The sequence below is a fragment of the Paraburkholderia yinzeri genome, assembly GCF_046581065.1.
Lineage (GTDB): Bacteria > Pseudomonadota > Gammaproteobacteria > Burkholderiales > Burkholderiaceae > Paraburkholderia.
Genome location: NZ_JBFOCJ010000001.1, coordinates 3465662 through 3491460, shown reverse-complemented (window position 1 = coordinate 3491460; position 25799 = coordinate 3465662). Strand labels below are relative to the sequence as shown.

The following is a 25799-nucleotide window of genomic DNA, read 5'->3' as shown; positions in this document are numbered from 1 at the left end:
TCACTGCCCGGGTGCCTCGCCGCTTCGTTGCCGTGCTGCCTGGGCGCGCGCGATGGGATAATGCGCGCTCGCCCGCCAGAGAGTTTTTTTCGAACGATGACCGCACCGATTCCCGCCGTGCCGCGCGGCACGCTGATGATCCAGGGCACGACCTCCGACGCCGGCAAGAGCACGCTCGTCGCGGGGCTGTGCCGGCTCGCGCGGCGCGCGGGCGCGCGCGTGGCGCCGTTCAAGCCGCAGAACATGGCGCTCAACAGCGCGGTGACCGTCGACGGCGGGGAAATCGGGCGCGCGCAGGCGCTGCAGGCGCTCGCCGCGGGCATCGACGCCCACACGGATCTCAACCCCGTGCTGCTCAAGCCGAACAGCGACCTCGGCTCGCAGGTCATCATCCACGGCAAGGCGCGCATGAACCTCAACGCGCGCGCTTACCAGGACTACAAGCCGCTCGCGCGCGAGGCCGTGCTCGAATCGTATGCACGGCTGCGCGAGCGCTACGACACGGTGTTCGTGGAAGGGGCGGGCAGTCCCGCGGAGGTGAACCTGCGCGCCAACGACATCGCGAATATGGGCTTTGCCGAGGCCGTGGACTGTCCGGTGCTGCTCGTCGCGGACATCGACCGCGGCGGCGTGTTCGCGCATCTGATCGGCACGCTCGCGTGTCTTTCGGAGAGCGAACGAACGCGCGTGAAGGGTTTCGTCATCAACCGCTTTCGCGGCGATCCCGCGTTGCTCGCGCCGGGCCTCGAATGGCTCGAAGCGCAGACGGGCAAGCCCGTGCTGGGCGTCGTGCCGTATCTGCACGGCCTCACGCTCGACGCGGAGGACATGCTGCCGACCGCCCCGCATAGCCACGCCGACGCCCCGGGCGCGACGCTGCGCGTGGTGGTCCCGGCGCTGCCGCACATCAGCAATCACACCGACTTCGATGCGCTGCGCGCGCATCCCCAGGTCGAATTCAGCTACGTGCGTACGGGCAGCGCGCCGCCGCCGGCCGATCTCGTGATCCTGCCGGGCTCGAAGAACGTCCGCGACGACCTGGCCTGGCTGCGCGAGCAGGGCTGGGAAGCGGCGCTCGCGAGGCATCTGCGTTACGGCGGGCGCGTGATCGGCATCTGCGGCGGCATGCAGATGCTGGGCCGCGCGATTGCCGATCCGCACGGCGTGGAGGGCGAGCCCGGCGCGGTGGCGGGCTTCGGCTGGCTCGACTACGAAACGGAACTCACACGCGAGAAGACGCTGAAGAACGTGACGGGCGCGCTCGTGCTGGACGGTGCGGCGGCTGCCGTGAAGGGCTACGAGATCCACATGGGCGAGACGCGCGGCCCGGCGCTCGATCTGCCCACGCTGCGGCTCGATGCCGACGGGCGCACGCGGCCCGACGGCGCGCAGTCGGCGGACGGCCAGATTCTCGCCACTTACGTGCACGGCCTCTTCGACGCGCCCGAAGCCTGCGCCGCGCTGCTGCGCTGGGCCGGGCTGGCGACGGCGCGCACGGTGGACTATCCGGCGCTGCGCGAGGCGTCGCTGGAGCGTCTTGCCGATACGCTGGCCGGCAGTCTCGATCTGGAACGCGTGTTCGCGGCGATCGGCTAAGTCAGTACGGCGTCAGTACAGCACCATCTGCGTGCAGCGGAAGAGGGCGATGGTCTTGCCGTCCGGGCCGCTCACCGTCGCGTCCCAGACCTGGGTGCTGCGGCCCAGATGGACTCCCGTCGCCACGGCCGTGAGCGTGCCTTCGCGCGCGGTGCCGAGGAAGTTGCTCTTGAGCTCGATGGTCGTGAAGTTCTTCGCCGTGGGCGGCAGGTGGGCGAAGCAGGCATAACCGCAGGCCGTGTCCGCGAGGCCGATCACCGTGGCGGCATGCAGGAAGCCATTGGGCGCGAGCAGATTGCTGCGCACGTCGAGTTCGGCGCGCAGCAGGCCCTGCCCGATGGCCACGGCGCGAAAGCCGAGCAGTTCGGGCAGGCGGCCGCGCTGGCGTTCATGCAGGGCTTCGGGGGTGATGTCGGGACGCAGCGTGCTCATGGGAAACGTTTCCTCTCACAGGAGATCAATAACGAGGGACTATGATCGCGGCCGTACGCCCGGGACTTCGGCGCCGGCGGATTTGCCGATATTATCGGACGGTTGCGCGAACCAAAGACGCATAGGAACACATCGGCAATCCGGCTGGCCCGCGTGCCAGCCATCCTGACGGGAGTATTCATGACGGTAATCGTGGTGGCGAATCCCAAGGGCGGCGTCGGCAAGAGCACGCTGTCCACCAATCTGGCCGGCTATTTTGCCGCGCAGGGCGAGTGGGTGGCGCTCGCCGACCTCGACCGGCAGCAGTCCGCCCATGCCTGGCTCGACCTGCGGCCCGCGACGCTGCCGCCCATCGAGAGCTGGAACGTCGATCTGGACGATCCGCAGAAGCCGCCGAAGGGCCTGGAGCGCGCGATCATCGACACCCCGGCCGGCCTGCACGGCAACCGGCTCGCGGCGATCGTGGCGCTGGCGGACAAGGTGATCGTGCCGTTGCAGCCCTCGATGTTCGACATCCTCGCCACCCAGGACTTCCTCGACCGCCTCGCGAAGGAAAAGTCCGTGCGCAAGGGCTCGATCGAGGTGGGCGTGGTGGGCATGCGCGTGGACGCGCGCACGCGCTCGGCGGATCAGCTACAGCGTTTCGTGGAGGGGTTGAAGCTGCCGGTCCTCGGCTATCTGCGCGACACGCAGAACTACGTGCAGCTTGCCGCGCACGGCCTCACGCTGTGGGATGTCGCGAAAAGCCGGGTGGAAAAGGATCTGGAGCAGTGGCAGTCGATTCTTGCCTGGGTGAACAAGAAAAACGGGCAGAAAGTGAGCGATCACTAACTTTGGAGCGGGGATTGCCCTGCGGCACGGCTGCGTGCCGCAGGTGAAGGGGACCTCAGGTCCAGTTCTGCGTCGGCACGTGGTCGCGGCTGCCCTTGATGCGGTTGTTCTCGTCCACGAACACGAGGTCCGGCTTCCAGCCCGCCTTCAGTTCTTCCTCTTCCACGTTCGCGAAGGCTGCGATGATCACGAGGTCGCCCAACTGCGCGCGCCGCGCCGCCGAGCCGTTCAGCGAAATCATGCCGCTGCCGCGCTCGCCCTTGATCGCATAGGTCGAAAAGCGCTCGCCGTTGTTGATGTTCCAGATATCGATACGTTCGTTTTCGACGATGTTCGCGGCTTCGAGCAGATTTTCGTCGATGGCGCACGATCCTTCGTAGTGCAGCTCGCAGTGCGTGACGGCGGCGCGGTGGATCTTCGACTTGAGCATATGGCGTTGCATGGTGCGTCTCCTCATGCGAGCGGGCGCGGCCCGTCGCAGGTCAGGCTGGGGCGGCCGGCTGCGCGGCCGCCGCGTGGAACGTGGGCGGAGCCCGGGATCAGATTTCGAGGTTGTCGATCAGGCGCGTGGCGCCGAGCTTCGCGGCGGCGAGCACGACGAGCGGCGCCGCATTAACGTCCTGCGCGTCCTGCGCCGTGGGCGGCAGCAGGTCGATGCGCTTGCGGATCGCGATGTAATCGGGCTTCCAGCCACGCGCGGCGAGCGTCGCCATGGCGTCGAGTTCGAGCTGCTGGAAGTCGCGGCGCCCCGACAGCACCGATTCGCGGATCGCGCGCAGAACGCTCGCGAGCTGTGGCGCCTCGGCGCGCTCGGTCGGCGTGAGGTAGCGGTTGCGCGAGCTGAGCGCGAGGCCGTCGGTGTCGCGGATGGTTTCGGCGGCGATGATCTCGGTCGGCAGCGCGAACTGGCGGCACATCGCGCGCACGATCATCAACTGCTGGTAGTCCTTCTTGCCGAACACGGCCACGCGCGGCTGCACGCACGACATCAGCTTCATCACGACCGTGCAGACGCCTTCGAAGAAGCCCGGGCGGAACTCGCCTTCGAGGATGTCCCCGAGGTTGTGCGGCGGGTGGACGCGGTACTCCTGCGGCTGCGGGTACATGTCCACCTCGGTCGGCGCGAACAGCACATACACGTTCTCTTTCTGCAGCTTCTCGATGTCGTCCTGGAGCGTGCGCGGGTATTTGTCGAAGTCCTCGTTCGGACCGAACTGCAGGCGGTTGACGAAGATGCTCGCCACGACCGGATCGCCGTGCTGGCGCGCAAGCCGCATCAGCGACAGATGGCCTTCGTGAAGATTGCCCATGGTCGGCACGAAGGCGGTGCGGTTTTGGCCGCGCAACTGGTCGCGCAGTTCCTGAATCGAGCTGATGACTTTCATGGTCGGATGCGTTGTGCCTCGCACGGGGCAAGACGGGGTTGCAGCCACCGGCAGCCGGTGGCGGCGGGCCGGTTACGGAGAGCCGTCGATGCGGCAGCGTGTGCCCGGCCGAAAGGGGGCAGGGCAGGCGCGGGCGATTGTAGAGGATTTGTGCCCGCAGCGCAGCCGCCCTGGAAGGGGGGGCTTTCCCGCAGAACGCCGCGAGTTGACGGCCAGTAAATTGGGGTCGGGTAAAAGAAAAGCCGGGCTCAGGCCGGCAGGTAGGCGAGGCGCACGTAGATCGGCGCGAACGGTTCGGCCTGGGTGATCTCGATCAGCGACTCGCGCGCGAGTTCGAGCATGGCGATGAAGTTCACGACCACGACCGGCACGCCGCGCGCGACGTCGAACAGCTCCGAGAATTCCATGAAGCGCGCGTTCTGCAGCTTGCGCAGGATCACGCTCATGTGCTCGCGCACGGACAGTTCCTCGCGCGAGATCTTGTGGTGCTGCACGAGCTTCGCGCGCTTGATGACGTCGGCCCACGCGGCGCGCAGGTCGTTGCTGTCCACGTCGGGAAAGCGCGGCGTGATGCTCTGCTCGATGTAGACCTCGGCGCGCATGAAGTCGCGCCCGAGCTGCGGCAGCCGGTCGATGCGCTGGGCGGCGAGCTTCATCTGCTCGTACTCCAGCAGCCGGCGCACGAGTTCGGCGCGCGGGTCCTCGGCTTCCTCGCCGGTATCGGCCTTCTTGACCGGCAGCAGCATGCGCGACTTGATCTCGATGAGCATGGCGGCCATCAGCAGATACTCGGACGCCAGTTCCAGATTGGTCTTGCGCAACTGCTCGACGTAGCCGAGATACTGCGTCGTGACCTCGGCCATCGGGATGTCCAGAACGTTGAAGTTCTGCTTGCGGATCAGGTAGAGCAGCAGGTCCAGCGGTCCTTCGAAGGTTTCGAGGAAAACTTCGAGGGCATCCGGCGGGATGTACAGGTCCTGCGGCAGCTTGAAGAGCGGCTCGCCGTACAGGCGCGCGAATGCGACGCCGTCGACCGTGTCGGGCGTCGAGTCGGTTGCGGGGGCGGTCAGCGCGTCGCTAGCCGCGCCGGTGGGTCCGCTGGTGGGCGCGGCGCCGGCGCCGTGGTGCGGCTCGGGTGCGCCGGCCCCGTCGGCCTCGGCCATCAGAAGTTCTGGTAGTAGACGTACGACGTCTGCTTGACGCGCGAGGCCTGCTGGCGCTCGCGTTCGTCGAGATCGACCGGTTGTTTGTCCCACAGGAGCGCACGGCCCTTGCGCTGCTGGTCCTCGAGCTGCGGCTTCTGCTGCTTGAGCTGGGTCAGGAACTGCGTGATGTCCGACTGATACATGGTCGACGTCCGTCAAAAAAGGCGGGCCGCATCGGTGCGGGGCCGCCGTTGTTCGTGTCGGCCGCAATTTTACCGCAAGCGCACGGCGCGGAACATCCGGGCGGGCCGTGCGTCGGCGGCATGGAGGTGCCAGAACAAACTCACCGCGCCGCGCGCTGGGGTAATCCCGTGCCGATGTGTTCAAATAACGCGTTTGCGCCCCGCGTGATGCCGCAATCGGGCTGGCGGCCCGGCCTGACCAGGCGTGGTCAGGTATAAGCGCAGGCGCAAGCAGAGGCGCAGCAACTCAAGCGTGGCTACGAGGCGTGGCAGTCTGTTCTACAAAAGGCCGGAGGTCTCGTTTGGCGGGATGGATGATCGAAGCGTGGCGCGCATGGCGGCGTCTCCCGGTGGAGGCGCGGCGCACGCACGCCGCCGCCGGACGTTTCCCGGTGCGCTGCCTCGTCTGTCCGTCCTTGCGCTCCCATGCGTGGCTCGTTGCCGGCCTGATCGCCGCCGTTCTGTTCCCGGCCGAATCCGCGCAAGCCGCGCTGACCGACCTGCTGCCCTGGTCGCACAAACCCACCGTCTACGACGTCAAGATCGACGCGTCGCCGCGCGAGCTGCGCAAGCTGCTCGAAGCGCATCTCGACATCGCGCGATTTTCGACCCGCAAGGACGTGAGCGACGACCAGTTCGGCTTTCTCGTTACCGCGACGCCCCAGCAGGTGCGCGATCTCGCCTCTACCGACGGCTACTTTTCGCCCGTCGTCCGCACGGACGTGCGCACCGTGAACGGCAAGCGGACGGTGCTCGTGAGCGTGGATCCGGGGCCGCGCACGACGATCTCGTCGGTCGAGCTGACATTCCGAGGCCCGGTGCTGACCGAGGACAAGCGCCAGGAAAACGCCGCGCGCTTCGCGTTCTCGCTGCACGACGGCGACCCGTTCACGCAGTCGGGCTGGAACGACGCGAAGAACGCCGCGCTCAAGGCCCTGCAGTCGAAGCGCTACATCGGCGCGAAGATCGTGCATTCCGAGGCGCGTATCGATCCGCTCACGCACGACGCGAAGCTCGCCGTCCTGTTCGACAGCGGGCCCACCTTCACGATGGGGCAGCTCGACGTCTCGGGGCCGAGCCGCTATCCGGCGTACATCATCGGCAACGTCAATCCGATCGCGCCTGGAGAGATCTACGACGTGAACCGCATCACGGAACTGCAGCGGCAACTGCAGAACACGCCCTACTACGCGAGCGTTGCGATCGACGTGGACGACAACACCCAGAAGCCGCTCGATACGCCCGTGCACGTGAAGGTGAGCGAGTATCCGTACAACAGCTTTCGCGGCGGGGTGGGCTACTCGACCGACACCGGCGCGCACGTGCAGGGTTCGTACACCTACCTCGACACCTTCGGCGCGGCGTGGCCCCTTCAGCTCCAGGGGCGGATCGACCAGATCCAGCAGTACGGCCAGATCCAGCTTTCGATGCCGCCCGGCTACCGGGCGTGGACCAATAGCGCGCTCGCGTCCTACACGACGACCGACGTGTCCGATACGCGCATCTACAGCCTGCGCGCCGGCCTGCAGCGCACGCGCACCTCGCAGAACATCGACTTCGCCTATTCGCTGTTCTACGTCCAGGACCGGCTCGACCAGAACGCGGCCGCCCCCACCATCGCCCGGGCGCTCATGCCGCAGTGGTCGTGGACGCGTCGCGACGTCGACGACCCGTTGTTTCCGCGCTCGGGCAACGTGATTCGCGTCGAGGCTGGCTTTGCGGTAAAGGACGTGCTTTCCGACGCCACTTTCGGGCGCGCCTACATGCGCGGCCAGCAATACCTGCCCATCGGCCGCACCGATCTCGTGCTGTTCCGCGCCGAGCTGGGCGGGGTGTTCACGGGCGCGAGCTCGACCGACGTGCCGGCCTCGCTGCTGTTCCGCGCGGGCGGCTCGAATTCGGTGCGTGGCTATGCCTTCGACAGCCTCGGCAACAACGTCGACGGCTCGATCCTGCCGACCAAGTACCTCGTGACGGCGTCGTCGGAGTACCAGCACTGGTTCACCCGCGACTGGGGCGCCGCGGCGTTCTTCGACATCGGCACCGCCACGGACACCTGGGGCGAGAAGGTCTTCTTTCCGGGTGCCGGCGTGGGCGCGCGCTGGCGCAGCCCGGTGGGCCCGGTCAACCTCGACGTTGCCTACGGGTTCCGCACCCGCAGCGTGCGGCCTTACCTGACGCTCGGGATCGCTTTCTGATGATGACGCCCGCCACGCTCCGCTCCGTTTTGCCGCCGCTGCCGGGCGCGGGGAAGGCTGCCACATGAGCGCGCGCCTGCTCGCACGCTGGCTGGCGCCAACGGCTGCGGCGCACCACGCGCTCGCCGTGGGCGGCGGGGTGCCGCCTGAAGGGCCACCCGAAGGACCGCCGCCAGGCGGCCCCAGGGAACCGGGCGATCCCTCCGGCGCAAGCGGCGCGGCCGGCGGCGGCGCCGAGCCGCCCGCGCCGCCGCCGCGACGTAAACGCCACCTGTGGAGGGCCTTGGCGTGGGCGATCGTGGTGCCGGTGCTGATCGTTTCGCTGGCGGCGGGATTGCTCTACGGCGCGGCGACGACCGAGCGCGGCACGGCTTATGTCTGGCGCGCGGCCGTGAAGCTGCTGGGCGGCCAGCTAGGGGGAACGCTCGAAGGCGGCACGATCGCGACGGGCTTGCGCCTGCGCGACGTGAGCTGGCACGGCGCCGACGGCACGACGCTCTCCGTCGACCGGGCCGGCGGCCAGTGGACCCTTTCCGGCAAGCCATGGCACTTCGTCCTGAGCTATCTGCACATCGGCGACGTGGATCTGCGCATCGTGCCTTCCACGGAGCCTGCTTCGCCGATGACGCTGCCGAAGGACCTGCGGTTGCCGCTCGCGCTGGAGATCGACGACCTGCGCGTGGCGAAGCTCACCCTGCACGAAGGCGCGACGACCACGGAGTTTTCGCATTTCGTGTTCCATGCGCGCAGCGACGGGCGTCATCACGAGGCCGCCGTCGAGCAGCTCGACACGCCCTACGGCGCGGTGAGCGCCGAGGCCAGGCTCGACGGCGTACGGCCGTTCGCGCTCTCGGGCGACTTCGGCTATTCGGGCAAGGTGAACGACGAGGCGGTGCAGGTGAGCGGCCGCGTGGGCGGCTCGCTCGAGTTGCTCGCCGCCGACCTCGATGCGAGCGGCATGAAGCTCGCCGGGCGCGCGCACGTCGAGGCGATGCCGTTCGCCCCCGTGCCGCTCAAGCGCGCGACGCTCGCGTTCGACCATGTGAACCCGCAGGCATTCGCACCCGGCGCGCCGTTCGCCGATCTCGCGCTGCGCGCCGACCTGCAGCCGGTCGCGGGCGCCGTCGCTGCCGGGGTGATTGCCCCGGTCGCTTCGGGTGCTTCCGAGGCCCATCCGCAAGCGAAGTCCGGCGCCGCGGGTTTCACCGTCGCGGGCAGCGTATCGATCGTCAACGCGAAGCCGGGTTCGATCGACGCGCATCTGCTGCCGCTCGTGGATGCCCATACCGACGTCGTCCTCGACGCCCGCACGCAGCGCCTCTCGAACCTCGCCGTGCGGCTCGTGAAAGACGCGACGGTGACGGGCGGCGGCACGCTCAGCGGGCGCAACGGGCATTTCGACCTCAAGGTGGCCGCCCTCGACCTGAATGCGATCGAAGCGAGCGTGCGGCCGACGCGGCTCGTCGGCCCGATCACGGTGCGCCTCGCCGACGACGTGCAAAGCGTCACGCTCGACCTCGCCGACCCGAAAGCCGCGTTGCGTGCCCAAGGCAAGGTGACGTTCGACCCGGCGCACCTGTCGTTGAGCGACGTGCGCGTGAGTTCGGGCGCGGGGCATCTCGACCTCTCGGGCGAAATCAAGCACGACGCGCATTCGAGCTATGCGCTCAAGGCCGCGCTCTCCAACTTCGATCCGCTCTCGCTCACCTCGCAGGCCCCGTCCTCCCATGCCCCGGCGAAGGCCGAGGCGGGTGCGCCGCGCGGCAAGAGCAAGGCGCCGCCCGCGCGCCGCATCGAGGCGCGCGTGAACGGCACGCTCAACGCGAGCGGCGCGCTCGCGCCCGCGTTCACGACGAAGGCCGAGTTCAAGCTGGGCCAAAGCGTCTACGACGACCTGCCGCTCACGGGCGAGGGCGTCGTCCAACTGGCGGGCTCGCGCATCCTGCCGAGCCGCGCGACGCTTTCGGTGGCGGGCAACGATGTGGCGCTGCAGGGCAGCTTCGGCGCGGCCGGCGACCGCCTGCGCTTCACGGTGGACGCGCCGCAGCTCGATCGCCTTGGCTTCGGCGTGGCGGGACAGGTCGCGGCAAGCGGCGACCTCACGGGCACCTTTGCGCATCCCAATGTCGCGCTCGACTACAAGGCCGACGGCGTCGCGTTCGGCGAGAACCGGGTCGGCCATGCGCAGGGCCATGCCGACGTGCGCGACGGCGCGAACGGCGCGCTCGCATTCAGCACCGACGCGAGCGATATCGCCGCCGCGGGTGTCGAAATCGCCACGCTTTCGGCCCATCTTGCCGGCACGCGCGCGCAGCACACGCTCACGGCGAGCGCGAAGGGCAAGCTGCAGGGCCAGCCGCTCGACGTGCAAATGGCGGCCAACGGCAAGCTCTCCGATACGCGCGACGGCACGCGCTGGGACGGCACCGTCACGCAGTTGCAGAACCGCGGCTTGCCCGACCTCAATCTCGAAAGGCCGCTCACGATCAGCGCGGGGGCGGGCAAGGTGACGCTCGGCTCGACGCGTCTTGCGATGGAAGGCGCGCTGCTCGACCTCAAGTCGTTCGATCTCGACCACGGCCGCATCCGCTCGGCGGGCTCGCTCACGGGTGTCTCGCTCGCGCGCGTGCTGCAGATCCAGCAGAAGATCACCGGCACGGCGTCCAACCTCAAGACCGACCTGATCTTCGACGGCGACTGGGACTTCTCGGTCGGCCCGACGGCGACAGGCTACGTTCAGATCAAGCGCCGTTCGGGCGACGTCACGGTGGAGATCGGGCGCGGCGTCGCCTCGCTCGGCGTCGGCGACCTCGATGCGCGTGCCGGGTTTTCCGGCGGCAGCCGGCTCGACCTGACGGCGCATGCCCAGGCAAGCCGCATCGGCGCGCTCGACGTCGATGCGCACGCCACGCTCGCGCCGCGCGACGGCGTTCTCACGCTCGACGACGAGTCCGTGCTGAGCGGCACGATCAAGGCGAACGTGCCGTCGCTGAAGACGACGGGCGGACTCTTCGGCCCGAACTACGTGCTCGACGGCCGCCTCGCCTTGCAGCTCGCGCTGGCGGGGACGGTCGCGCGGCCGAACGTGTCGGGCTCGCTGACCGGCGACGAGCTTTCCGCCACGCTCGTCGATCAGGGCATTCAGCTCAAGGACGGCGTGGTCCGCGTGATGCTGTCGCAAAACCTCGTGGACTTCCAGCAGGTGGAGTTCCACGGCGCGAGCGGCACGCTGCGCGCGACGGGCCGAGTGGGGCTCGACAATGCGGAGCCCGATCTCAAGGCCAGCATCGTCGCCGACAAGCTCGAACTATTCGCCTCGCCGGACCGGCAGCTTTCGCTGTCGGGCAGCGCGGACATCGCGAACGGCGGGCACCTGGGCGCGATGCAGATCAACGGCAAGTTCACGGTCGATCACGCACTCTTCGACATGCCCGAGTCGGCGGCGCCCGAACTTGGCGACGACGTCGTGATCGTGCGTCCGGACGGCACGACGCGCGGCGGCACGCCCCCGCCCGAGGAGCAGGCCCAGCAGGCGGCGAGCAAGCCGGCGCCGCGCTTCTCGCCGCGCGCGAACATCGAGATCGATCTGGGCCGCAACTTCCGTTTCAAGGGGCAGGGCGCGGACCTCGGGCTCGCCGGTGCGATCACGGTGGTGAGCGCGCCGGCCGTGCCGCTGCGCGCCGTGGGCAACGTGCGCGTGACGGAAGGGTCCAGCTACACGGCCTTCGGGACCAAGCTCAACATCGAGAACGGCTTCTTCACGTTCAACGGGCCGGTGGCGAATCCCGGCATCAACATTCTCGCGATGCGCCGCAACCAGGAGGTCGAGGCGGGCGTGCAGGTCACGGGCACGGTGGAGGCGCCGGTGGCGAAGCTCGTCTCCGAGCCCAACGTGCCCGACAACGAGAAGCTGTCCTGGCTGCTGTTCGGCCACGGCACCGACCAGGGCAACGACCTCGGCCAGCAGAATTCGATGACGACGGCGCTCGCGCTGCTGGGCAGCGCGAGCGGCAAGCGGATTGCGGAGTCGGTGGGGCTCGACGAATTCACGATCGGGCGCAGCGACGTGGGCCTTACCGACCCCGAAGTGGTAAAGATCGCCAAAGCCCTCAACACATGGCTCGTGATCGGCTACGAGCAGGGGCTGCAGTCGGCCTCGAACGCGATCAAGGCGACCGTCAACTTCTCGCGCTACTGGTCGGTGGCCGCGTATGGCGGGACCTTCTATGGCGCCGACGTGCTCTATACGCGGCGCTTCGACCGGGTCAAGTGGTAGGTCAAGTGTCAGGCCGGCGCGGCGCAAAGCAAAACGCCCCGGGCAAAGGTGCCTGGGGCGTTCGATCTGCTGTTGCGCGGAACCGCGAGACCTTTATCGCACGCGCATGCCGGGCTTCGCGCCGCTATGCGGTTCGAGGATGTAAAGCCCCGGCTCGGCCTTCTCGTCGGCGGACGAGGCCGCGAGCACCATGCCTTCCGAAAGCCCGAACTTCATCTTGCGCGGCGCGAGGTTCGCGACCATCACCGTGAGCTTGCCCTTGAGGTCTTCCGGCCGGTACGCCGAGCGGATACCCGAGAACACGTTGCGCGTCTTGCCTTCGCCCACGTCGAGCGTGAGCTGCAGCAGCTTGTCCGAGCCCTCCACGACGTTGCAGTCGACGATCAGCGCCACGCGCAGGTCGATCTTCGCGAAGTCGTCGATCGAGATGACGTCCGGCGTTTCGCTTTCCGTGGATGCCTTCTTCGCTTCCTTGGCCTTCTTGCCGGCATCGGCCGAAGCGGCAGGGGCTCCGGCGGCCTGCAGCGAATCGCGGTTGGCCGCGAGCAGCGCTTCGATCTGCTTCGGATCGACGCGCGTCATCAGGTGCTGGTACGCGTTGATCGGCTGAGCCGACGTGAGCGCCTTCGTCGCATCGGCCCACGTGAGCGGCGCGATCGAGAGGAAGCTTTCCACGTTTTCGGCGAGCGTCGGCAGCACGGGCTTGAGCGCGAGCGACAGCAGGCGGAACGCTTCGAGGCTCACGCTGCAGGTTTCATGCAGCGCCACGGCGTTGGCCGGGTCCTTGGCCTGCTCCCACGGCTTGGCCGTATCGACATAGCCGTTCACGGCGTCGGCCAGTTCCATCGTGTGGCGCAGCGCACGGCCGTATTCGCGCGCCTCGTAGTTCGCGGCGATCTGCGGGATCGCTTCGCGCAGCTGCACGAGGAGCGGATGCTGCATCGCGCTGTCCTGCACGCGGCCGTCGAAACGCTTGATGAGGAAACCCGCCGCGCGGCTGGCGATGTTGATGTACTTGCCGACGAGGTCGCTGTTCACGCGCGCCTGGAAGTCCTCGAGGTTCAGGTCGAGGTCTTCCATCGTGCTGTTGAGCTTCGCGGCGAAGTAGTAGCGCAGCCACTCGGGGTTCAGGCCCGTGGTGATATAGCTCTCCGCCGTGATGAAGGTGCCGCGCGACTTCGACATCTTCGCGCCGTCCACGGTCAGGAAGCCGTGCGCGAACACGTTGGTCGGCGTGCGATGGCCCGAGAACTGCAGCATGGCCGGCCAGAACAGCGTGTGGAAGTACAGGATGTCCTTGCCGATGAAGTGGTACTGCTCGGTCTTCGAACCGGGCGCCACCCACGCGCCGAAGTCGATGCCGCGCTTCTCGCAAAGGTTCTTGAAGCTCGCGTAATAGCCTACTGGCGCGTCGAGCCACACGTAGAAGTACTTGCCGGGCGCGCCTGGAATTTCGAAGCCGAAGTACGGCGCGTCGCGCGAGATGTCCCAGTCCGCGAGCTTTGACTCGCCCGCTTCGCCCAGCCATTCGCGCATCTTGTTCGTGGCTTCCGGCTGCGCGAGGCCGCTCACCCAGCCGCGCAGGAAGTCTTCGCAGCGCGGATCCGAGAGGCGGAAGAAGTAGTGCGTCGAGGTCTTGCGCACGGGCGTCGCGCCCGAGACGACCGAGTACGGATTCTTCAGGTCGGTCGGCGCATAGGTCGAGCCGCACACTTCGCAACTGTCGCCGTACTGGTCCTTCGCGCCGCACTTCGGGCATTCGCCCTTGATGAAACGGTCCGGCAGGAACATGTTCTTGACCGGGTCGTAGGCCTGCTCGATGTCGCGCGTTTCGATGAAGCCCGCTTCCTTGAGCGCGAGATAGACCGACTCGGAGAGCACACGGTTCTCTTCGGAGTCCGTCGAGTAGTAGTTGTCGAACGAGACGCCGAAGCTGTCGAAATCGCGCTTGTGCTCCTGCCAGACGCGCGCGATCAACTGCTGCGGCGTGAGGCCTTCCGCCTCGGCGCGCAGCATGACCGGCGTGCCGTGCGTGTCGTCGGCACCGACGTAATAGATCTCGTGGCCGTGCATTCGCAGCGTGCGAACCCAGATGTCCGTCTGGATGTACTCGACCAGATGGCCGATGTGGATTTGCCCGTTGGCATAGGGCAGGGCAGACGTGACGAGAATCTGGCGGCGGCCGCTGGGTGTGGCAGGCGCGCCGGCGGCACTGAGGTCGGTGGCGGGTGCTGACATATTGGGGAGGTTCCGGTGTTGCGGGAGGGGGAAACCGCGATTTTAGCAGGGCGGGCCGCGTACGCGGTCGGGGCGGGAAGCGGCACGCAGAGGCGGTGCAGCCTGCGGGCTGCAGACCGGGCAGCGATCACGCCCCCGGCTGCGCGCGGCGCGCTGGCCCGGCTTGTTTATGTTGCGACGCACAATCCGCAGACAAAAAAAACCGGGGCAGAATGGCCCCGGAGCAACAACGACAAGAGGAGAATGGTGACGCGGCGGCAACGCCAGTCGCGTACCGTAAAGAGAGACAGCGGGGTTCGGGCAGAGTTCGAAAAAATTTTCGAAACTTTAATGGGTGCCCTGAAAGGTGCGCCCGCGGCCGCCCCGCAAGCTTCGGCCTGCCCCGCCGGTCCCCCGTTTCCCCTTACTGGCCCTGATGTTGCGCCGTCGCGCGCAGGAAGATTTCCACGCGGCGGTTCGCGGCGCGGCCGGCTTCCGTGCTGTTGTCCGCGATCGGCTGGGTGTCGCCGCGGCCTTCCGCCGAGAGGCGCTGCATCTGGATGCCGCGCGACGCCAGGTAGTTGACCACGCTCTGCGCGCGGTTGACCGAGAGGGTCTGGTTATACGCGGGCTGGCCCGTGTTGTCCGTGTGACCCACCACCTGGGCCACCACTTCCGGATTCTGCTGCAGCGTCTGCGCGACCTGGTCGAGCACCGGCGCGAACGACGGCTTGATCGCGTAGCTGTTCGTGTCGAAGGTCACGTTGCTCGGAATGTTGAGCTTGAGCGAGCCGTCCGGCTGCTCGGTGATCTGCGTGCCCGTGCCCTTGGTCGCGCCCGAAAGCTTGTTGTGGATGTTGGTCCAGTTGTAGCCCACCACGCCGCCCACCAGCGCGCCCGCGCCGGCGCCGATCGCCGCACCCTTGCCGCCGCCGAAGATCGCGCCGATCGCCGCGCCCGTGCCCGCGCCCACACCGGTGCCGACGGCCGTGTTGGTGCCCTGCTGCGTGGCGCAGCCGGCGACGAGCGCGCCGGCAATGGCGAAGACGGACAGGCGGGTCATGATTCTTGTGTTCATTTTCTTTCCTCGTTGGAATGGAACAGGATGGCTGCCGCGGGCCGCTCGCAGCCCCCGACAGCGGTCAGGGTCTTCGGGCGGCCCATGGCGTCAGCTACTACAATGACGGCTTGAAGGCGGGTATCGCGAGCTTGGTCCGCTGAATGGGCGAGACCCACGAACGCTAACAATACCTGTTGCCGCGAAGCGTGCCTCGCCGCCGTGAAATTCGCAATCCAGCTTAACAATTTCTTTCTTTTTCCGGCGCCAGAGCGATCAGCGGATTCGCGCCCGGCGCCGGTGTTTCCCCACGGAGTATCAATGAGCATAGATCGGGCTTTGGTCGACGCCGCGCTCGCGGCCCTCACGGATCCGAATACGGGCCGGCCGTATGCGACAGGCAAGGGCGTGCGCAACGTGGCGGTCGAGGGCGATGCGGTGAGCGTCGAGATCGTGCTCGGCTATCCGGCGAAGAGCCAGTTCGACGCGGTCCGCGCCCAGGTCGAAGCGGCGCTCGCCGCGGTGCCGGGCGTGCGTACCGGCCGTGTCGCGGTGAAGAGCGAGATCGTTTCCCATACCGTCCAGCGCGGCGTGAAGCTGCTGCCGAACGTGAAGAACATCGTCGCCGTCGCTTCGGGCAAGGGCGGCGTCGGCAAGAGCACGACGGCCGTGAACCTCGCGCTCGCGCTCGCCGCCGAAGGCGCCGCGGTGGGCGTGCTCGACGCGGATATCTACGGCCCCTCGCTGCCGATGATGCTCGGCATCCAGGGCCGGCCCGAGTCGCCCGACGGCCAGTCGATGAATCCGCTCGAAGGCCACGGCCTGCAGGCAAATTCGATCGGCTTTCTCGTCGAGCAGGACAATCCGATGGTCTGGCGCGGCCCGATGGCCACGTCTGCGCTCGAGCAGTTGCTGCGGCAGACGAACTGGCGCGAGCTCGACTATCTCGTGGTCGACATGCCGCCCGGCACCGGCGACATTCAGCTCACGCTCGCGCAGCGCGTGCCGGTGACGGGCGCCGTGATCGTCACGACGCCGCAGGACATCGCGCTCATCGACGCGAAGAAGGGCCTCAAGATGTTCGAGAAGGTGGGCATTCCGATCCTCGGCATCGTCGAGAACATGGCCGTGCACGTCTGCTCGCACTGCGGCCATGCCGAGCACATTTTCGGCGCGGGCGGCGGCGAGCGCATGGCGCAGGAGTACGGCGTGGAAGTGCTCGGCAGCCTGCCGCTCGACATCGCGATCCGCGAGCAGGCCGATTCGGGCCGCCCCACCGTGGTCGCCGATCCCTCGGGCCAGGTGGCACAGGCGTACCGTGCGATTGCCCGGCGCGTTGCGATCCAGATCGCCGAACGTGCGCGCGACATGACCTCGAAGTTTCCCAGCATCGTCGTGCAAAACACCTGAACGGCCGGCATGAATTTGCCCGGGACCGGGCCCCTGCGGCGCGGTCCGCATGGTGCGGCCCCGCACGCGCGCAGACGCATGGGTGCGCGGTATGATGTGGGCTTGGTCGGGTCCGGTTCGATGGCTGCAGGGGCAGCACGCGGCCCTAGAGGATCGCATGGGTAAAGGAAACGAGACGCAAGCAGCGTATGGCTACGTCGTACTGGCAGTTGCCGGGTGCATGCTGCTCGGCGGCTGCACGGGTTTCATGGGGCAGCAGGACAAGCGCGCGGTTGCGCAGTTGCTGCCCACGATGGGCAATCAGGTGCGCGGCTCCGTGTCGTTCGTCGAGCGTGCGGACGGCGTCCAGGTGTCCTACAACCTCATGGGTCTGCCACCCGATAGCGATCATGCATTGCAGGTTCACGAGCGCGGCGACTGCAACGCCACCGATGCCTCGAGCGCCGGCGTCGTCTTCGCGCCCGCCGCCGACCGGCTCAAGGCCGGCGCACGCGTGGAAGGCGATCTCGGCAACATCCACGCCGATTCGAACGGCGTCGCCACCGGCTTCATCGTCGCGCCTGACGTGTCGCTCGACGGCGTGCGATCGGTGGTCCAGCGCGCCGTGCTGCTCCACCGCGACGCCATCGACCCCTATGCCTACCTGCAGCGCGGCACCGGCCCGGCGCTCGCGTGCGGCGTGATCCACTCCCAGTGACGAAGCGCGCACGCGTTTTCCCGTGCGTTTCTGCGAATTTCTTGCATATCGCTTTCATGATGCGCGGCGCCGTACCCTGCCGGTTGCACCCGTCACATCGCCCGACATACGTCTCGCGGATGTCCCCCAGGCGTCTCGCACGCGCTTTCCAGCACGTCGATCCACATCGCGTAAAATAAGCGCCTTTCGTACGTGGCGGCACTCGGCACCCGCGGGCACGGCCTGCGCCCGGGCGTATTTCCCGCCTTTTCGTCATACACCTGGCACGCAGCGACTTATATGGCAATCAAATCCGACAAGTGGATCCGGCGCATGGCCGAAGAGCACAAGATGATCGAGCCGTTCGTGCGCGATCAGGTCCGCACGTCGGAGGACGGGCGCAAGATCGTGAGCTACGGCACTTCGAGCTACGGCTACGACATCCGGTGCGCCGACGAATTCAAGATCTTCACGAACATCAACTCGACCATCGTCGACCCGAAAAACTTCGACGAAAAGTCGTTCGTGGACTTCAAGGGCGACGTCTGCATCATCCCGCCGAACTCGTTCGCGCTCGCCCGCACGGTGGAGTATTTCCGCATTCCGCGCAACGTGCTGACCGTGTGCCTCGGCAAGTCCACTTATGCGCGTTGCGGGATCATCGTGAACGTCACGCCGTTCGAGCCGGAATGGGAGGGCTACGTGACGCTCGAATTCTCAAATACGACACCTTTGCCTGCGAAAATCTACGCGAACGAGGGCGTCGCGCAGGTGCTCTTCTTCGAAAGCGACGAGGTCTGCGAAGTGTCTTACGCGGACCGCGGCGGCAAGTACCAGGGGCAGCACGGCGTCACGCTGCCGAAGACCTGATCCGGCTTCCCGGCGGCGCGGGCCCATAAGACTCACCGAGGCTCACCGCCCAAACGATATGCGGGGACCGCTGCGCAACACATGCAGCGGTCGTTTCTTTTGGAGATTCGCCCATGAAGTTTCGCTTTCCCGTCGTCATCATCGACGAAGACTTTCGCTCCGAGAACATCTCCGGTTCCGGCATCCGTGCGCTCGCCGAAGCCATCGAGAAGGAGGGGGCGGAAGTCCTCGGGCTGACGAGCTACGGCGACCTCACGTCGTTCGCGCAGCAGTCGAGCCGCGCCGCGTGCTTCATTCTCTCGATCGACGACGACGAACTGCTCACGTATGTCGAAGGCGGCGACGAAGAGGCGCCCGAGCATGCACCGGCGATCATCGCGCTGCGCGCGTTCATGGAAGCGGTGCGCAAGCGCAACGCCGACATCCCGATCTTCCTGTACGGCGAAACGCGCACCTCGCGCCATCTGCCCAACGACATCCTGCGCGAGCTGCACGGCTTCATTCACATGTTCGAGGACACGCCGGAATTCGTGGCGCGCCACGTCATTCGCGAAGCGCGGGTGTACCTCGACGCGCTCGCGCCGCCGTTCTTCAAGGAACTGGTGAAGTACGCGGACGAAGGCTCGTACTCGTGGCACTGTCCGGGACACTCGGGCGGCGTGGCGTTCCTGAAGAACCCGCTTGGCCAGATGTTCCACCAGTTCTTCGGCGAGAACATGCTGCGCGCCGACGTCTGCAATGCGGTCGAAGAACTCGGCCAGCTTCTGGATCACACGGGCCCGGTCGCGGCCTCGGAGCGCAATGCGGCGCGCATCTTCAGCGCGGACCACGTGTTCTTCGTGACCAACGGCACGTCGACCTCGAACAAGATCGTCTGGCACGCCACCGTGGCGCCGGGCGACATCGTGCTGGTGGACCGCAACTGTCACAAGTCGATCCTGCATTCGATCATGATGACGGGTGCGATTCCGGTGTTCCTCACGCCGACGCGCAACAACTTCGGCATCATCGGCCCGATTCCGCGCGACGAGTTCAAGCTGGAGAACATCCGCAAGAAGATCGAGGCCAACCCGTTCGCACGCGAAGCGCTCGCGAAGAACCCGAACGCGAAGCCGCGCATTCTCACGATCACGCAGAGCACCTACGACGGCGTGATCTACAACGTCGAGATGATCAAGGATCTGCTGGGCGACCTGCTCGACACGCTGCACTTCGACGAAGCGTGGCTGCCGCACGCCGAGTTCCACGAGTTCTACCAGGACATGCACGCGATCGGCGCGGGCCGTCCGCGCACGGGCGCGCTGGTGTTCGCCACGCACTCTACGCACAAGCTGCTCGCCGGTATCTCGCAGGCTTCGCAGATCGTCGTGCAGGATTCGGAGAACAGCACGTTCGACCGCCATCGCTTCAATGAAGCCTATCTGATGCACACGTCCACGAGCCCGCAGTACGCGATCATCGCGTCGTGCGACGTGGCCGCCGCGATGATGGAGGCGCCGGGCGGCACCGCGCTCGTGGAAGAGTCGATCGCGGAAGCGCTCGATTTCCGCCGCGCCATGCGCAAGGTGGACGCCGAATACGGCGACGACTGGTTCTTCCAGGTCTGGGGCCCGGATGAGCTCGCGGAAGAAGGCATCGGCTCGCGCGAAGACTGGATGCTGCGCCCGAACGACCACTGGCACGGCTTCGGCGCGCTGGCGGAAGGCTTCAACATGCTCGACCCGATCAAGGCGACCATCGTCACGCCGGGTCTGGACGTGGACGGCGACTTCGGCGACGCCGGCATTCCGGCCGCCATCGTGACGAAGTACCTGGCCGAGCACGGCATCATCGTCGAGAAGACGGGGCTCTACTCGTTCTTCATCATGTTCACCATCGGCATCACGAAGGGCCGCTGGAACTCGATGGTCACCGAACTCCAGCAGTTCAAGGACGACTACGACAACAACCAGCCGCTCTGGCGCGTGCTGCCCGAGTTCGTGGCGCAGCACCCGATGTACGAGCGCGTGGGCCTGCGCGATCTGTGCCAGCAGATCCACAGCGTCTACCGTGCCAACGACATCGCGCGCCTCACGACCGAGATGTACCTCTCGGACATGGAGCCGGCCATGAAGCCTTCCGACGCGTTCGCGAAGCTCGCGCACCGCGAGGTGGACCGCGTGGCCATCGACGAGCTCGAAGGCCGCGTCACGTCGATCCTGCTCACGCCGTACCCGCCGGGCATTCCGCTGTTGATTCCGGGCGAGCGCTTCAACAAGACGATCGTGAACTACCTGAAGTTCGCGCGCGAATTCAACGAGCGTTTCCCGGGCTTCCATACGGATATCCACGGTCTGGTGGGCGAGATGATCAATGGGCGCATCGAGTACTTCGTCGATTGCGTGCGCGACTGAGTCCGATGAAGAGCGGTAACACGATGCGCACCTGGCCACGTTGGCCATGCCGGAAATCGGGCGTCGCGTCGCTGCTGGCGGCGTGGCTGCTGCTGGCGGGGCCGGCGCATGCGGAAGTGGCGGCGGCCGATCCGATCGACGCGGGAATGCGCGCGTGTCTTGCGCGCGCGGACCGGTCGTCGACGGCCGGGCAGGTGCAGTGCATGGACGACGCGCGCACCGCCTGGCGCAGCGCGGCCGACAACGCGCTCAACGCCTTGATCGCGAAGGTGCCGCCCGCGCAGCAAAAGGGCTGGCAACTAAGCCAGCAGCGCTGGGCGGCGTGGCGCGACGCCGAGGACACGATGCTCGCGGCCGCGTTCGCGACCACGAGCGGCTCGTCCTATCAGCTCTACGACGCGGACATGCGCCTGCAGCCCGTGCGCGACCGCGCGCTCTCGCTGCGGCGCCAGGCCGCGGCCGCCGGGCCGCAGGATGCGCCGGGCGCGTGGGTGTGTTCGGCGGATGCGAGCTGCGAGCACGTCAGCTACGACCTCAATCGCTATTACCGCAAGCTCTATGCGCGCATGCCGGCGCATTCGCGGCCCGTCCTTACGCGCGCGCAGGCCGCATGGCGCGCGTACCGCGACGCCACCCTGCCGCTCGTCGACGAGCACGCGCGGCTCGATCTGCTGGGTGCGCGTCTTGCCACGCTCAAGCGGCTCTCGGAGACGGTGGGCAACCGCTGACGCCCGAACGCGGCATGCGCCGCGCCACGACGGCCGCGGCGCGCGTCAGTCGACGATGAAATCTTCGGGCAGGCGCGTGGGCAGCGTCGTCGGCTCGCCGAGCAGGTCGCGCAGCGCGGCCTCGATATAGACGGACATTGCCGTGAGCGCGAGGTCGTTGTCCTCGGTGCCGAACGGGTCTTCGATTTGCGAGGCGATGGCCTCGTGCGCCATGAACGTGTACGCGACGAACACCGCGAAGACCGGCGTGAGCGCCCCGATGCTGTCGACGAGGCCGAACGGCAGCAGCGCGCAGAAGAAGTAGACCGTGCGGTGGATCATCACCGTGTAGGCGAACGGCAGCGGCGTCGAGGCGATGCGTTCGCAGCCGCCTATCACATCCGAAATCCCGTTCAGATTGTGCTCGAACGCGAGCACCGCGAAGCCGTCGAGGCGGCCTTCGCGCGCCTCGTTGCGCACCCACTCCGAAGCGCAGAGGAGCAGCGTCATCGGCCTGAAGCGCGAGGCCAGCACGCGTTCGAGCAGCGCGGGCGAGAGCCGCTGCGCGAGGTCGGCTTGCGGGTCGGTGTGGCGCAACTGGTGGCGCAGCGCGTGCGGCAGCGCACAAAGGATGCCGACAAGCTCGCGTGCGCGCGCGGCGCCGCCGTTGCCGCTTTCGTTGCCGCTCGGCAGGGTCAGCGCTTCGCGCGTAAGCGAACGCGTTTCGTTGAGCAACTGCCCCCAGAGCTTACGTCCTTCCCAGTAGCGGTCGTAGCTCGCGTTGTTGCGAAAGCCGAGGAACACCGCGAGCGCAATGCCGATCAGCGAGAACGGCACCGTGCTCAGATTGACGGTGACCTTGAGGATGTGATCGTGCGACGCCACGGCGATGATCGACAGGCATAGCACGATAAAGAGCCGCGGCAGCAGTTGCGGCAGTACGGAGCCGCGCCACGCGAGCAGCATCCAGAACCAGTTGAGGCGAGGGCGGACGATCATCGGCGAACGAGAGGCGGGGCGCGGTCGGGCGCGCCCCGAAACGTGGTTTGAGTTACTGGATCGCTGCGCGTGCTGCCGCAATGGCTGCGCGCACCTGTTCGGGCGCGGTGCCGCCTGGATGGTTGCGCGAGGCAACCGAGCCGTCGAGCGTCAGCACCTCGAACACGTCTTCGCCCAGCAGGTGCGAGACCGCCGGCAGATCCCGGCGCATTTCGTCGAGCGTGAGGTCGGCGAGGTCGCAGTTGCGGTCCACGCAGATGCGCACGGCGTGCGCCACGGCTTCGTGCGCGTCGCGGAACGGCAGACCCTTCTTCACGAGGTAGTCGGCGAGGTCGGTGGCTGTCGAGAAGCCTTGCAGCGCCGCCGCGCGCATCGCCTCGGCCTTGACCGTGATGCCCGCGACCATCTCCGCGAAGATGCGCAGCGTGTCGGCGACGGTATCGACCGTGTCGAACAGCGGCTCCTTGTCTTCCTGGTTGTCCTTGTTATAGGCGAGCGGCTGGCCCTTCATCAGCGTGAGGAGGCCCATCAGATGGCCGTTCACGCGGCCGGTCTTGCCGCGCGCCAGTTCGGGCACGTCCGGGTTCTTCTTCTGCGGCATGATCGACGAGCCCGTGCAGAAGCGGTCGGCCAGATCGATGAAGCCCACGCGCGGGCTCATCCACAGCACGAGCTCTTCCGAGAAGCGCGAAACGTGCGTCATGACGAGCGCCGAGGCGGCCGTGAATTCGATCGCGAAGTCGCGGTCGGAAACGGCGTCGAGCGAGTTCGCGCAGATGCCGTCGAAGCCGAGCGTCTTCGCCACGGCGTGGCGGTCGATCGGATAGCTCGTGCCCGCGAGCGCTGCCGCGCCCAGCGGCAGGCGGTTCACGCGCTTGCGGCAGTCCACCATGCGCTCGGCGTCGCGCGTGAACATTTCCACGTAGGCGAGCAGGTGATGGCCGAACGTGACGGGCTGCGCCACCTGCAGGTGGGTGAAGCCCGGCATGATTGTGCCGGCGTGCTGGTCCGCGAGGTCGAGCAGCGCGCGGCGCAGGTCGCCGAGCAGGCCGCCGATGCGGTCGATTTCGCCGCGCAGCCACAGGCGGATGTCGGTGGCGACCTGGTCGTTGCGCGAGCGGCCCGTGTGCAGGCGCTTGCCGGCGTCGCCGATCAGGGCGGTCAGGCGCGCCTCGATGTTCAGGTGCACGTCTTCGAGATCGAGCAGCCACTCGAACTCGCCGCGCTCGATCTCGCCCTTGATCTGCGCCATGCCCTTCTGGATGGCGGCGAGGTCGTCGGCGGAGATGATCTTCTGCGCGGCCAGCATCGACGCGTGCGCGAGCGAGCCCTCGATGTCCACGAGCGCGAGGCGCTTGTCGAAGAAGACCGACGACGTGTAGCGTTTGACCAGCTCCGACATGGGTTCGGAGAAGCGAGCCGACCAGGCTTCGCCTTTTTTGTGCAGTTGGGACGTCATGGTGATGGGCGCAAACGACGTGAGAAGGAGGTGGGAAGGCTGCCCGCGCGGTGGCCGCTTCGCGTAAAGGCGGCGCGCGGCGCGAAAGAGCCCGATTTTACCATCGACGGACACCGCGGCCCCTGCCGCAGGGCTGCTCAGAGCCGCACCAGCACCACCAGCTTCAAGTCTTCGCGGTGCGCGGGTTTGAACGTGATCTGGTCGTAGGCGATGCGGCCGTGCCGCGGGTGATTGAACTCGCGCCGGCCGCCCTCGCGCTCGAACACGTCCTGCGAGGCCCAGAAGCGCGCGAACGCGTCGCTCGACGCCATCAGCGAGTCGATCAGCGCGCGGGTCGGCGCGTCGTTCAGGTGGCGGATCGAGTCGGCGCGGAACTCGGCGGCGAGGCGCCGCGCGCGCGTTTCCCAGTCGACGATCAGCTCGCGCCCAAGCGGCTCCGTGAACGTGAAGCGCAGCAGGTTGCGGTCGTGCGCGCCGTCCAGCCAGCCCGTGAACAGGTCCGTCGCGCGCGCGTTCCAGGCGAGCGCCGTCCACTGGCGGTCGAGCACGTAGGCGGGCGCATCCACGAGCTGCACCGTTTGCAGCAGCGTGGAGGGCGCGTCGGCGGCGCCTGCCACGTCGGGCTCGGCAGGGTCGCGCTGGGCGGCCAGTTCGAACAGATAGGCGCGTTCGGCGCGCGAGAGCTGCAGCGCGACGGCGATGCGCGCGAGCGCGTCCGCCGAGGCCGAGACGGGCCGCCCCTGCTCGATCCACGTGTACCAGGTCGGGCTCACGCCGCAGAGCTGGGCCACTTCCTCGCGCCGCAAGCCGGGCGTGCGGCGGCGCGGGCCGGGCGGCAGGCCCACGGCCTGCGGGGAAAGCCGCTCGCGATGGGCGCGGATGAAATCGCCCAGCGCCTGCGCGGGCGTGGTGTCGAGAACGCGGGCGGCGCCGGAGTCGGGCGTGCCGGCGGGGGTATCTGGCTTCATGGGCGTGGGACGGGTGCTGGCGATACCAGAATATCTGCTTAACTTGTACTGGTACCAAACGGGCTCTATTGTAGCGGCAGGACGAACCGGAAAAGGAGCATTCGATGAAGCATCACGACCAGGTGGCCGACGCTTTCGGCTCGACAGCCGCCGCCTACCTCACGAGCCAGGTCCATGCGAGCGGGGCGGATCTGGAAAGCCTTGCTGCGACGCTCGCGGCCACCGGCGGCCACGCGACGGTGCTGGACATGGGCTGCGGCGCGGGGCATGCGAGCTTCGCAGTGGCGCCGCATGTGCGCGAGGTGGTGGCGTACGACATTGCCCCGCCCATGCTCGCCACGGTCGAAGCCGCCGCGAAAGAGCGCGGCCTGACCACGATCCGCACGCAGCAGGGCGCGGCCGAGACGCTGCCGTTTTCCGACGGCTCGTTCGACTGGGCCGTGAGCCGCATGAGCGCGCACCATTGGCGCGACGTGCCGAAGGCGCTCGCCGAGGTGCATCGCGTGCTCAAGCCGGGCGGCCGCCTGAAGTTCATCGACATCGCGGGCATCGACGATCCGCTTTACGACACGCATATTCAGGCCATCGAAATTTTGCGCGATGCCTCGCATATCCGCGACTATCGCGCCGACGAATGGATCGCGATGCTCGACGCCGCCGGCTTCGATGCGCAGGTGAGCGAGCGCTGGCGCATCGGCATCGACTTCGATTCGTGGGTGGCGCGCATGCGCACGCCGGCCGGGCGAATCACGGCCATCCGTTCGATGTGGGAGAGCGCGCCGGACGAGGTCCGGCAATATTTCGATGTGCAGAGCGATGGCTCGTTCAAGCTCGATGCGCTGATGATTGAGGCGAAGCGGCGCGGCTGAGCCCCATGAAAAAACGGCGTCGTGCCCCTGAGAGCACAACGCCGTTGGTGTTTAGCGAGATGGCGCGAA

The 25799-nt window shown here is 67.4% G+C and carries 20 protein-coding genes; 10 read left to right on the top strand and 10 right to left on the bottom strand.

The annotated features are described in order from the left end of the window. Positions 1–96 precede the first annotated feature (96 nt). Positions 97–1596, top strand: coding sequence for a cobyric acid synthase (locus WJ542_RS16590; protein WP_411190327.1), 1500 nt, complete (start codon positions 97–99; stop codon positions 1594–1596). 12 nt (positions 1597–1608) lie between these two features. Here the strand turns inward: WJ542_RS16590 and WJ542_RS16585 are convergent, their stop codons facing one another. After that, positions 1609–2028, bottom strand: a complete 420-nt coding sequence (locus WJ542_RS16585; protein ID WP_411190326.1) for a PaaI family thioesterase — start codon at positions 2026–2028, stop codon at positions 1609–1611. 180 nt (positions 2029–2208) lie between these two features. Here WJ542_RS16585 and WJ542_RS16580 point away from each other — a divergent pair, with 180 nt between their 5' ends. After that, positions 2209–2859 carry a ParA family protein gene (locus WJ542_RS16580; RefSeq protein WP_411190325.1) on the top strand — a complete coding sequence of 217 codons (651 nt, stop codon included), beginning with the start codon at positions 2209–2211 and terminating at the stop codon, positions 2857–2859. A gap of 55 nt (positions 2860–2914) precedes the next feature. Here the strand turns inward: WJ542_RS16580 and panD are convergent, their stop codons facing one another. The 4 genes from panD to WJ542_RS16560 form a co-directional block, all read right to left on the bottom strand. After that, positions 2915–3301 (bottom strand): aspartate 1-decarboxylase, encoded by a 387-nt coding sequence (panD, locus tag WJ542_RS16575; protein WP_411190324.1) that lies wholly within the window; start codon positions 3299–3301, stop codon positions 2915–2917. A 97-nt stretch (positions 3302–3398) separates the two neighbouring features. After that, the gene (panC, locus tag WJ542_RS16570; RefSeq protein WP_411190323.1) at positions 3399–4244 is read right to left on the bottom strand and encodes a pantoate--beta-alanine ligase; all 846 of its coding nucleotides are present in this window, start codon (positions 4242–4244) and stop codon (positions 3399–3401) included. A gap of 248 nt (positions 4245–4492) precedes the next feature. Beyond that, positions 4493–5407, bottom strand: a complete 915-nt coding sequence (locus tag WJ542_RS16565; RefSeq protein ID WP_411190322.1) for a segregation and condensation protein A — start codon at positions 5405–5407, stop codon at positions 4493–4495. Beyond that, positions 5407–5592, bottom strand: coding sequence for a DUF3460 family protein (locus WJ542_RS16560; protein WP_027795624.1), 186 nt, complete (start codon positions 5590–5592; stop codon positions 5407–5409). Before WJ542_RS16560 ends, WJ542_RS16565 begins: the two co-directional genes overlap by 1 nt. Before the next feature lie 353 nt (positions 5593–5945). Between WJ542_RS16560 and WJ542_RS16555 the strand changes: the two genes are divergently transcribed. Both WJ542_RS16555 and WJ542_RS16550 read left to right on the top strand, forming a co-directional pair. After that, on the top strand, positions 5946–7829 hold the full coding sequence (locus tag WJ542_RS16555) for an autotransporter assembly complex protein TamA (protein WP_411190321.1): 1884 nt from the start codon (positions 5946–5948) through the stop codon (positions 7827–7829). Between the two features lie 64 nt (positions 7830–7893). Next, on the top strand, positions 7894–12105 hold the full coding sequence (locus tag WJ542_RS16550; RefSeq protein ID WP_411190320.1) for a translocation/assembly module TamB domain-containing protein: 4212 nt from the start codon (positions 7894–7896) through the stop codon (positions 12103–12105). A 93-nt stretch (positions 12106–12198) separates the two neighbouring features. On the opposite strand, the gene metG is transcribed toward WJ542_RS16550, so the two are convergent. Then, positions 12199–14343, bottom strand: a complete 2145-nt coding sequence (gene metG / locus WJ542_RS16545) for a methionine--tRNA ligase (RefSeq protein ID WP_411190319.1) — start codon at positions 14341–14343, stop codon at positions 12199–12201. A gap of 403 nt (positions 14344–14746) precedes the next feature. Continuing rightward, positions 14747–15400: a YiaD family glycine zipper/OmpA-like lipoprotein gene (locus WJ542_RS16540; protein WP_411190318.1), complete on the bottom strand. Its 654-nt coding sequence runs from the start codon at positions 15398–15400 to the stop codon at positions 14747–14749. 300 nt (positions 15401–15700) lie between these two features. On the opposite strand from WJ542_RS16540, the gene apbC reads away from it, so the two are divergent. From apbC to WJ542_RS16515, 5 genes are all read left to right on the top strand, one after another. After that, complete coding sequence (gene apbC, locus WJ542_RS16535; RefSeq protein WP_411190317.1) at positions 15701–16789, top strand: iron-sulfur cluster carrier protein ApbC; 1089 nt, start codon at positions 15701–15703, stop codon at positions 16787–16789. A gap of 157 nt (positions 16790–16946) precedes the next feature. Then, complete coding sequence (locus WJ542_RS16530) at positions 16947–17486, top strand: superoxide dismutase family protein (RefSeq protein ID WP_411190316.1); 540 nt, start codon at positions 16947–16949, stop codon at positions 17484–17486. Positions 17487–17765: 279 nt separating this feature from the next. After that, entirely contained in the window at positions 17766–18335 is a 570-nt protein-coding gene (gene dcd, locus WJ542_RS16525; RefSeq protein ID WP_325621399.1) for a dCTP deaminase, read from the top strand. Between the two features lie 113 nt (positions 18336–18448). Beyond that, positions 18449–20728, top strand: coding sequence for an Orn/Lys/Arg family decarboxylase (locus WJ542_RS16520; protein ID WP_411190315.1), 2280 nt, complete (start codon positions 18449–18451; stop codon positions 20726–20728). 5 nt (positions 20729–20733) lie between these two features. Beyond that, positions 20734–21456 (top strand): lysozyme inhibitor LprI family protein, encoded by a 723-nt coding sequence (locus WJ542_RS16515; protein ID WP_411190314.1) that lies wholly within the window; start codon positions 20734–20736, stop codon positions 21454–21456. 45 nt (positions 21457–21501) lie between these two features. Here WJ542_RS16515 and WJ542_RS16510 read toward each other — a convergent pair whose 3' ends face one another. From WJ542_RS16510 to WJ542_RS16500, 3 genes are all read right to left on the bottom strand, one after another. Further along, a complete protein-coding gene (locus WJ542_RS16510; protein WP_411190313.1) occupies positions 21502–22434 on the bottom strand; it encodes a bestrophin family protein in 933 nt (310 codons plus the stop codon). Positions 22435–22486: 52 nt separating this feature from the next. Continuing rightward, positions 22487–23893, bottom strand: a complete 1407-nt coding sequence (gene argH, locus WJ542_RS16505; RefSeq protein ID WP_411190312.1) for an argininosuccinate lyase — start codon at positions 23891–23893, stop codon at positions 22487–22489. A gap of 137 nt (positions 23894–24030) precedes the next feature. Continuing rightward, a complete protein-coding gene (locus WJ542_RS16500; RefSeq protein WP_411190311.1) occupies positions 24031–24861 on the bottom strand; it encodes a helix-turn-helix transcriptional regulator in 831 nt (276 codons plus the stop codon). A 104-nt stretch (positions 24862–24965) separates the two neighbouring features. Here WJ542_RS16500 and WJ542_RS16495 point away from each other — a divergent pair, with 104 nt between their 5' ends. After that, positions 24966–25730, top strand: a complete 765-nt coding sequence (locus tag WJ542_RS16495) for a class I SAM-dependent methyltransferase (protein ID WP_411190310.1) — start codon at positions 24966–24968, stop codon at positions 25728–25730. Positions 25731–25799 lie beyond the last annotated feature (69 nt).

Excerpts from the sequence above, each read along its gene's own strand:
- WJ542_RS16590 (WP_411190327.1), top strand. The coding sequence starts at position 97 with ATGACCGCACCGATTCCCGCCGTGCCGCGCGGCACGCTGATGATCCAG.
- WJ542_RS16585 (WP_411190326.1), bottom strand. The coding sequence starts at position 2,028 with ATGAGCACGCTGCGTCCCGACATCACCCCCGAAGCCCTGCATGAACGC.
- WJ542_RS16580 (WP_411190325.1), top strand. The coding sequence starts at position 2,209 with ATGACGGTAATCGTGGTGGCGAATCCCAAGGGCGGCGTCGGCAAGAGC.
- panD (WP_411190324.1), bottom strand. The coding sequence starts at position 3,301 with ATGCAACGCCATATGCTCAAGTCGAAGATCCACCGCGCCGCCGTCACG.
- panC (WP_411190323.1), bottom strand. The coding sequence starts at position 4,244 with ATGAAAGTCATCAGCTCGATTCAGGAACTGCGCGACCAGTTGCGCGGC.
- WJ542_RS16565 (WP_411190322.1), bottom strand. The coding sequence starts at position 5,407 with ATGGCCGAGGCCGACGGGGCCGGCGCACCCGAGCCGCACCACGGCGCC.
- WJ542_RS16560 (WP_027795624.1), bottom strand. The coding sequence starts at position 5,592 with ATGTATCAGTCGGACATCACGCAGTTCCTGACCCAGCTCAAGCAGCAG.
- WJ542_RS16555 (WP_411190321.1), top strand. The coding sequence starts at position 5,946 with ATGATCGAAGCGTGGCGCGCATGGCGGCGTCTCCCGGTGGAGGCGCGG.
- WJ542_RS16550 (WP_411190320.1), top strand. The coding sequence starts at position 7,894 with ATGAGCGCGCGCCTGCTCGCACGCTGGCTGGCGCCAACGGCTGCGGCG.
- metG (WP_411190319.1), bottom strand. The coding sequence starts at position 14,343 with ATGTCAGCACCCGCCACCGACCTCAGTGCCGCCGGCGCGCCTGCCACA.
- WJ542_RS16540 (WP_411190318.1), bottom strand. The coding sequence starts at position 15,400 with ATGAACACAAGAATCATGACCCGCCTGTCCGTCTTCGCCATTGCCGGC.
- apbC (WP_411190317.1), top strand. The coding sequence starts at position 15,701 with ATGAGCATAGATCGGGCTTTGGTCGACGCCGCGCTCGCGGCCCTCACG.
- WJ542_RS16530 (WP_411190316.1), top strand. The coding sequence starts at position 16,947 with ATGGGTAAAGGAAACGAGACGCAAGCAGCGTATGGCTACGTCGTACTG.
- dcd (WP_325621399.1), top strand. The coding sequence starts at position 17,766 with ATGGCAATCAAATCCGACAAGTGGATCCGGCGCATGGCCGAAGAGCAC.
- WJ542_RS16520 (WP_411190315.1), top strand. The coding sequence starts at position 18,449 with ATGAAGTTTCGCTTTCCCGTCGTCATCATCGACGAAGACTTTCGCTCC.
- WJ542_RS16515 (WP_411190314.1), top strand. The coding sequence starts at position 20,734 with ATGAAGAGCGGTAACACGATGCGCACCTGGCCACGTTGGCCATGCCGG.
- WJ542_RS16510 (WP_411190313.1), bottom strand. The coding sequence starts at position 22,434 with ATGATCGTCCGCCCTCGCCTCAACTGGTTCTGGATGCTGCTCGCGTGG.
- argH (WP_411190312.1), bottom strand. The coding sequence starts at position 23,893 with ATGACGTCCCAACTGCACAAAAAAGGCGAAGCCTGGTCGGCTCGCTTC.
- WJ542_RS16500 (WP_411190311.1), bottom strand. The coding sequence starts at position 24,861 with ATGAAGCCAGATACCCCCGCCGGCACGCCCGACTCCGGCGCCGCCCGC.
- WJ542_RS16495 (WP_411190310.1), top strand. The coding sequence starts at position 24,966 with ATGAAGCATCACGACCAGGTGGCCGACGCTTTCGGCTCGACAGCCGCC.